Below are 6,327 nucleotides of genomic sequence, written 5' to 3'. Positions count from 1 at the left end.
TTAATCAGTCCTTCACGAATGGTAGTTGCAGGCAAATAAATTGGACTGCCGGTTTCAGGGAAAGACAACCACCGGCCAATTTTTAACCAATAATATGGTTTGGTCTGGTCTGCATTCTGCCATCCGCTGGGTCGGTATACAGAGTTTCGCGGGTCTTTACCTTTACATCCATCAGGGTGATAACATTCGTACCATTCACCATCAACTTTGACTAAATCCCCAGCTTCATACTGTTCTGTGGGAATATACCCGCCAGAAACTGGCAGATGGATATCTTGACTACCGTCAAATGGAACACCACCAATTTGCCGCGCAATAGATAATTTGGAAGCTGTAGCTGCATTACCGGAGGTATTCTGATTACCCATAATATTGACACCCGGCAAATCTATATCTGTTTTGGCATTGAAAATAACGCCACCGATTTTACGTGCCGCAATCTGGCCTGCATATGTAGCAGTCGAAGCATTACCTGTTGTATCTTGGTTACCTTTGGTATTCACGCCGGGCAGATCAATATCCTTTGTACCGTCAAAGAAAACCCCGCCGATATTGCGTCCCTCTAATAATTTAGATGCGGTCGCAGCATTACCGGAAGTATCCTGATTACCTGGTAAATTTACGCCGGGTAAGTGTTCTATTGCTTCCCAAATTGCAGCAACCTGTCCATCAATCATGTCCCTATCGGCATCAGCGGTACTGGAATCTATAATGGTTACCGTATGGTCGTCCATCGATGTGATAATCAGATTACATGATATATAAGCTATTTTATGCGGGTTGATGTAATCAATCATTTCCCCGGCAGGGTGAGAGATAATGGCAAATTCAACGCCGCTGTACTTATCAATTAGTTTTATGGTTTTAATGCCATATGAGGTGGTTTTATCAACAACAGTGATTCGAAGTAATATTTGCTGCTGACCTATATTTTTTCCGACTACATCAAAAGTGCCACGCAGATTATTTTTATCATCATAAACATCGGCTTTACTTATTTTGATTTTAAACCCGTTTGCATCACGGCTATTATCAATTGCAGCCTGATAACCGGATTTTGTAATTTTAACTTTTAGTCTGTCTTCATTTGCCATCTTTAAAAAACCCTGCTTACTGAATTATTAGCTATTATCAGCGGTAAAAAAGGCTAAAGAGTACGTTGTTCCTTCACCGAATACATTTACGCCGAACTCAGTGACTTCTTCTTTCTGTTCTTCGGTACAATCATATTTAGAGACAGAATATTCAGTACTGTCCCCTAATAAACTCACTCCGGCCTCACAAGATGTTTCTTTGACAATTTCTGAAATAAACAATCGGGCAGGTAGTGTATTTTTTAGCATCTCTGCTATTCCATAAGGGAAGTCTCTTGCTTCCCGCTGGGTCAGATTAATGCGGATTCTGGAAGTCAGAAAAAAATCATTTTTATTAAGCCCTGTCTTTTCTATCTCTTCTTCGGTTATAAGTCCTAACGGGTATTCGGTTTTTTTGTGATGCCAGAGTTGCTGGATTTCAAACTCATTCCCCCACGTGCATTTAATAAACGTTTTCAGAAAATGTGTACCGCGCTTGCCGTTGCGGTATTTCCACGCCAGCAGTAAATAGCGCATATCATCTTCAGCAATACGGGTAATATCGAAGTTAGCAATATTGCCGTTAATCAGATGTTTGGTTATCAGCTCATAGGAACCAAGATACGGAATACCCATGACATTGCAGTCAAAACCGTCTTTAAACAGATATTTCTGAAACAGAACGATAAGCAGATCTTTGAACTCTGCTTCCAGTTCATCCGCAGCATGGGATTGTTGTAAGGCTATCAGGTCATACATAATTAATCCGGTATCAGTCCCGTGGTGGTAATAGTTAACGAGCTTTCATCTACATAACGGAATGATTCCGGGAAATTAAGGCTGTTATCGGTAACGGTGATGACAATATCGCTGGTACCGTCATTTAATTCGGTAATTTCTTCTTTTATCTGTTTCGTGATATTGGAAACATTAATGCGCTGCCGGCCAGTACGTGCCCAGTACGATAACCGCCCGTAGCGGTCCAGAATCCACTGTTTTACTTTTTGGGAAATTGCGGCTGAATCATGTAATGGTGATAACCACAGATGGACATCAATATTAATTTTATTTTCAGCTACAGGAACAAATTTAACCCGGTAACTGTTATCAGCCGCTTTAATGATCGATGTTATTTCGCTTTGAGCTTCCTCACTGCTGATACCGTCTTTAATAAACGAGATAAACAAACAGTTAATATTGTCGCTATCCGGTTTTCTGACTTGTTCTTCCGTATATTCATTCCACACCGACAAAAATACAAACGGACGCATTTTACGGGTAATCAATTGCGAAAATTCGCCCAGATATACGGCATTTTCATCATACATGTACGGGTATTTACTCAGTTCCCGCATTTCTGATATTGAGGCTGGCGGACTGCCCGCCTTGAGTTCCTCAGTAGCAAAAAATGACAGATACTCTTCATTGTCGACCGAATATTCCAGACTAAACTGGGTTCCGATTTCCAGATTGAACCCATAATAGGATTCTCTGATGCTAATTTTGAATTCTTCACCAATGCCCGGCACATAACCGAATTTATCTTTCAATCCGAAAGTGATATACAAATTCAGAAGTTCATCACCCATCACATGATAAACATTGTCGTTGTAATTAATGTTATTGAAACATTCAGCCTGTTTGAATACTGTGTTATTGGATATTTTGCTTACTTCAACCGCAATCATGCACTGTCCGGAATCCGGCACCGGCAAAGGTATACGGTAAAACGACTTAAATTCGGTTACTTTATGGGTAAAACTGCGTTGCTGGTATTGGATTACGGTGATTTCACTCTCACCATTAGCCGGAATAGTCGCACCATCACGGATCACCCACTGTCTGGAACGTGTATCCAGCAATATTCGCCCTGCTATCAGGGTTAAAGGCTGTCTGAATTCGTTTTTAACGGTTAAACGGGCAACTTTAGCCTGACCTAACGGCAGCATTTGTTTAGCAGCAGCATCAGCCAGCACAAATGAATCCCGCGCTCTGGTCCACGTTTCAGACAAGCCAAGATCAATTTGCGTGGATAACATGGTCAGCATTTGTGCCATGGCTGCCAGTTGCTGGCTAACGGTCACATCTCCGAGGCGGATTCGTTCTGCCAGTGCAGGGCTGTTACTCAGTTCATTTATTGCTGCCTGATAAAACTCATCTTTCGTATAAGCCATAAAAAAAGCCAAATTATTTTAATCTGGCTTAATTATCGGTTTGAATGCCGTGGCAAAAAGACACTGTTCCCTTATTTTAAAGTGAAACCGTATATTCTTTGGCACCATCATTTAACTGGATATAGAACAGGATTTTATCCGTTGATACTTTTTTGAAATAGATGTGCAGATTATTGTTATCAATTGCCTGGAGTGTAGGAATATCCTGCCGCATTTTGGCAATGATTTCATCACCATCAAAAGCACCGATTGGTTTCTGTAGATATTCTTTCAGATCGATACCGTAATTAGAACCCAGATAAGCATTGGTCAGTGTGTTGATCCAGTGCTCAATTTCCTGCCAGATAAACTTTGATGTAACTTTAGTCATAATATTTTAGAAACGTGTTGGCATAAAGGTGGATTCCTGCACAAAACGCAGTGACAGTTCTTCCAGTGCCTGTTCTGTACGGGTGAGCTGAACACTGGTACTGGCCAGTTCCATCGTGTAGCGTTCGTTGTAGTAATCTTCCAGTGCCTTATTTGTACCGTAAATAATTTTTACTGAAAACGTACGGTAAACAGCCGGCATTACAGTACCGTCTGAGGGAGCGGTATAGGCTAATTTCTGGCGTGCCCATTGTTTGATTGTGCCGCTAATATCATCAAGAACAATCAGGTTCATCTCGGTAAGATTATTTTGCTGCGGTATATTCATGGACGCAGATCCAAGTAAATGAACATCACCGCTGATATCAATCGGGTTTAAATCCAGCGACTGCACAAACAGATTAAACTTGCTCAGATGCGGCTGCACACCTTCAACCGGCTGTCCGCTCAGGCCGTCACTGATTTCCAGTACATAAAAGTTTTTGCGCGACAGTGTTTTGCTATCTGCGGCTTCAACAATCTGCTGCATGTCTTTCATGGACAATCCGCCGGCAAACAGCAATGCCTGATCACTGGGCTGCCCGTTTTCATAAGCACTAATGCCCAGATCCTGAAATGTAGTAGACACCAGCTTATCAAATTTACGGTCTGCTTTGTTCCCCAGTTTATCCAGCTTTTGGACAACTGAGGTCATTGCGGCATTGGTACCATAATTAATTGCACCGGCAGCCAGTGAACCTAATGCACCGCCTCCCAGGGCGTTTGATACCGTACTGCCCAGTTTGCCGGACAATCCGCCAGCAACACCGCCCAGCAGTCCGCCGGCTGTTTTCGCCAGATCACCGAATAAACTGGTTTGATAGATTGACATAAATTTCACTGCCTAGATGGTTACAATCGGACACGCAAACATTTTTTTAGGTAGTTCCGCCCGGTACGCATTGAGATCATTTTCAATCTCAGCAGAAGAACGGCCGAACGGATCTAAACCATGATTTTTGGTTGCTTCCTGTAACCTTGCAGTTTCCAGATCAACCAGAAGTTGTGCCAACGGTTTAATAACAGCCCAGTCAGATTCACTCAGAACCGTAGCAGCCGTTATTAATTTGGCATTATCGATTATTACCGGGCAATTATCTTCTGATGTCACGACACGTCCGTTAACTAAATCACCGTAGCCGGAAGCTTCATTAACCGCTTCTAAAAATAGGTTTTCAATCTGTTCCTGACTAAAGAAATTAATCTGCCGTGTAGTGATATAAGTAGCGGCCAGCTCGCTAATGCTTTTACCGTTGACACTTGTTTCCATGCTTAAATATTACCCTTTTCATGTCCGTAATAATGATAAGATATCTGACCGTTGTACTTAAACGGACTGGTGCGGTCTTCGGCTTCCAGTTCGGCAGCATCAAAGCCATGCAGATAAGCATTTTTGCACGCGAATTTAAGCGTGTATTCTTCCGGAGTGCCGCGATAGACATCAAAATCGAACATATAACGCGACGCAACCGTTCGTTCAGTAGCATGTAGCCGTAAAAACTCTGCAACCGGTCCTTGTACCGTATCTAAGAATGAAATAGAGTTCGTAAAAAATGTTCGTGGAGCCTGTGATGTGCCGGTTTGTATGCCGCCACCAAGAAATACAGGTATAGATTCTTCAGAAATGTTATTCGGCAGAGGAAAACTAATAGTTAAAGCAGATAACTCTTCATGGCCATGAATCACCATGGTGTGTTCTGAAGCTAAAGCAATTACTCCGTACTTTGCTACATTCTCAAGAACATTTTTTTGTGCTTTAGGAGTATACATATTACAACTTTCTTTAAAACAAATTTGAAACGGCACTAACAGTGTCATTAATCAGCTTACCGGTAGCACTTAACCGGCTGTTTTCGACATCTTTGGCATCCCATGAACGCTGCGATCCCAAACTAATCTGTACAGTGGCAAAAACATCGCCTAATGCACAGGTCGGATTGGTTAACGGACGACTGATATTTTCAATAACCATTGGCGCATAAGTAATACCACGGTATTTGAGCGCAACATAGGAAGGTGCCTCGGAAGGAAAAACCAGCTTAACCAGACTGTCCGTTCCGGACATATCGCCACTGAGAAGGCTGCCGGCATCACTCAGGGCATCCTGCACGTTGTTTAACAACATTGTGCCGTCTGCCAGTGATTTCGGATAAGCCATTTTCCATAATGTCTGTATTGGCTGCTCAACTTCACTTACAGGATCTGCATAAGCTCTGAAAACCAAAGTCCCATCAATTTTCAAAGGCTCATGCCCGGTAAAAACCTGTGTTGAATTCAACTTGGTAATACCAGTCCTGCCTTCGCCAAGTTTCAAAAAATTAGAGATGGCAGACAGCGCACCATTTTCAGGGTTGTTACTGTCTGCCTGTTTTGCATCAATAGCCTGTATCAGGTTGGGAATCATGCCGGTTTGCAGCATGGCAGCTAAAGTCGGACTTTTGCTGTCAGCAGTGTAATTCTCAAACGGAGATGACCAGCCGAACTGCTGTGCCAGTGATGAATCAATCAGCGGAGCACTGACAGCCTGACCGGTTATATTGCCTGCTTTATCGCATGGTGCTATAGAAGCAATCAGTTGCGAGTTCAGGCTCCCCCAGTTTGATGTCAGAGTGTATTGCTTTGAAAGCACCTCCACTCCGGCATCAACAAGTGAATTAATCCACGACATGATT

Annotated in this window: 7 protein-coding genes and 1 pseudogene; all 8 read right to left on the bottom strand. The window is 42.7% G+C overall.

Features of this window, described 5'->3' with window-relative positions; genetic code table 11:
* Nucleotides 1-1,094: pseudogene (locus tag GYY70_RS00785) on the bottom strand (hypothetical protein); the annotation flags it as partial.
* Nucleotides 1,095-1,121: 27 nt separating this feature from the next.
* A complete protein-coding gene (locus GYY70_RS00780; RefSeq protein WP_174830915.1) occupies nt 1,122-1,832 on the bottom strand; it encodes a hypothetical protein in 711 nt (236 codons plus the stop codon).
* A gap of 2 nt (nt 1,833-1,834) precedes the next feature.
* Nucleotides 1,835-3,247: a hypothetical protein gene (locus tag GYY70_RS00775; protein ID WP_174830914.1), complete on the bottom strand. Its 1,413-nt coding sequence runs from the start codon at nt 3,245-3,247 to the stop codon at nt 1,835-1,837.
* Between the two features lie 76 nt (nt 3,248-3,323).
* Complete coding sequence (locus tag GYY70_RS00770) at nt 3,324-3,617, bottom strand: hypothetical protein (RefSeq protein ID WP_174830913.1); 294 nt, start codon at nt 3,615-3,617, stop codon at nt 3,324-3,326.
* A 6-nt stretch (nt 3,618-3,623) separates the two neighbouring features.
* On the bottom strand, nt 3,624-4,487 hold the full coding sequence (locus GYY70_RS00765; protein WP_174830912.1) for a hypothetical protein: 864 nt from the start codon (nt 4,485-4,487) through the stop codon (nt 3,624-3,626).
* 12 nt (nt 4,488-4,499) lie between these two features.
* Nucleotides 4,500-4,925 carry a hypothetical protein gene (locus GYY70_RS00760; protein ID WP_174830911.1) on the bottom strand — a complete coding sequence of 142 codons (426 nt, stop codon included), beginning with the start codon at nt 4,923-4,925 and terminating at the stop codon, nt 4,500-4,502.
* Nucleotides 4,926-4,927: 2 nt separating this feature from the next.
* On the bottom strand, nt 4,928-5,425 hold the full coding sequence (locus GYY70_RS00755; RefSeq protein ID WP_174830910.1) for a hypothetical protein: 498 nt from the start codon (nt 5,423-5,425) through the stop codon (nt 4,928-4,930).
* Between the two features lie 13 nt (nt 5,426-5,438).
* Entirely contained in the window at nt 5,439-6,323 is an 885-nt protein-coding gene (locus GYY70_RS00750; protein WP_174830909.1) for a hypothetical protein, read from the bottom strand.
* Nucleotides 6,324-6,327 lie beyond the last annotated feature (4 nt).

The organism is Snodgrassella sp. ESL0324 (genome assembly GCF_013344955.1).
Taxonomy (GTDB): Bacteria; Pseudomonadota; Gammaproteobacteria; order Burkholderiales; family Neisseriaceae; genus Snodgrassella; species Snodgrassella alvi.
The sequence above is the reverse complement of the archived record's forward strand: the minus strand, read 5'-3'. Positions and strand labels throughout refer to the sequence as shown.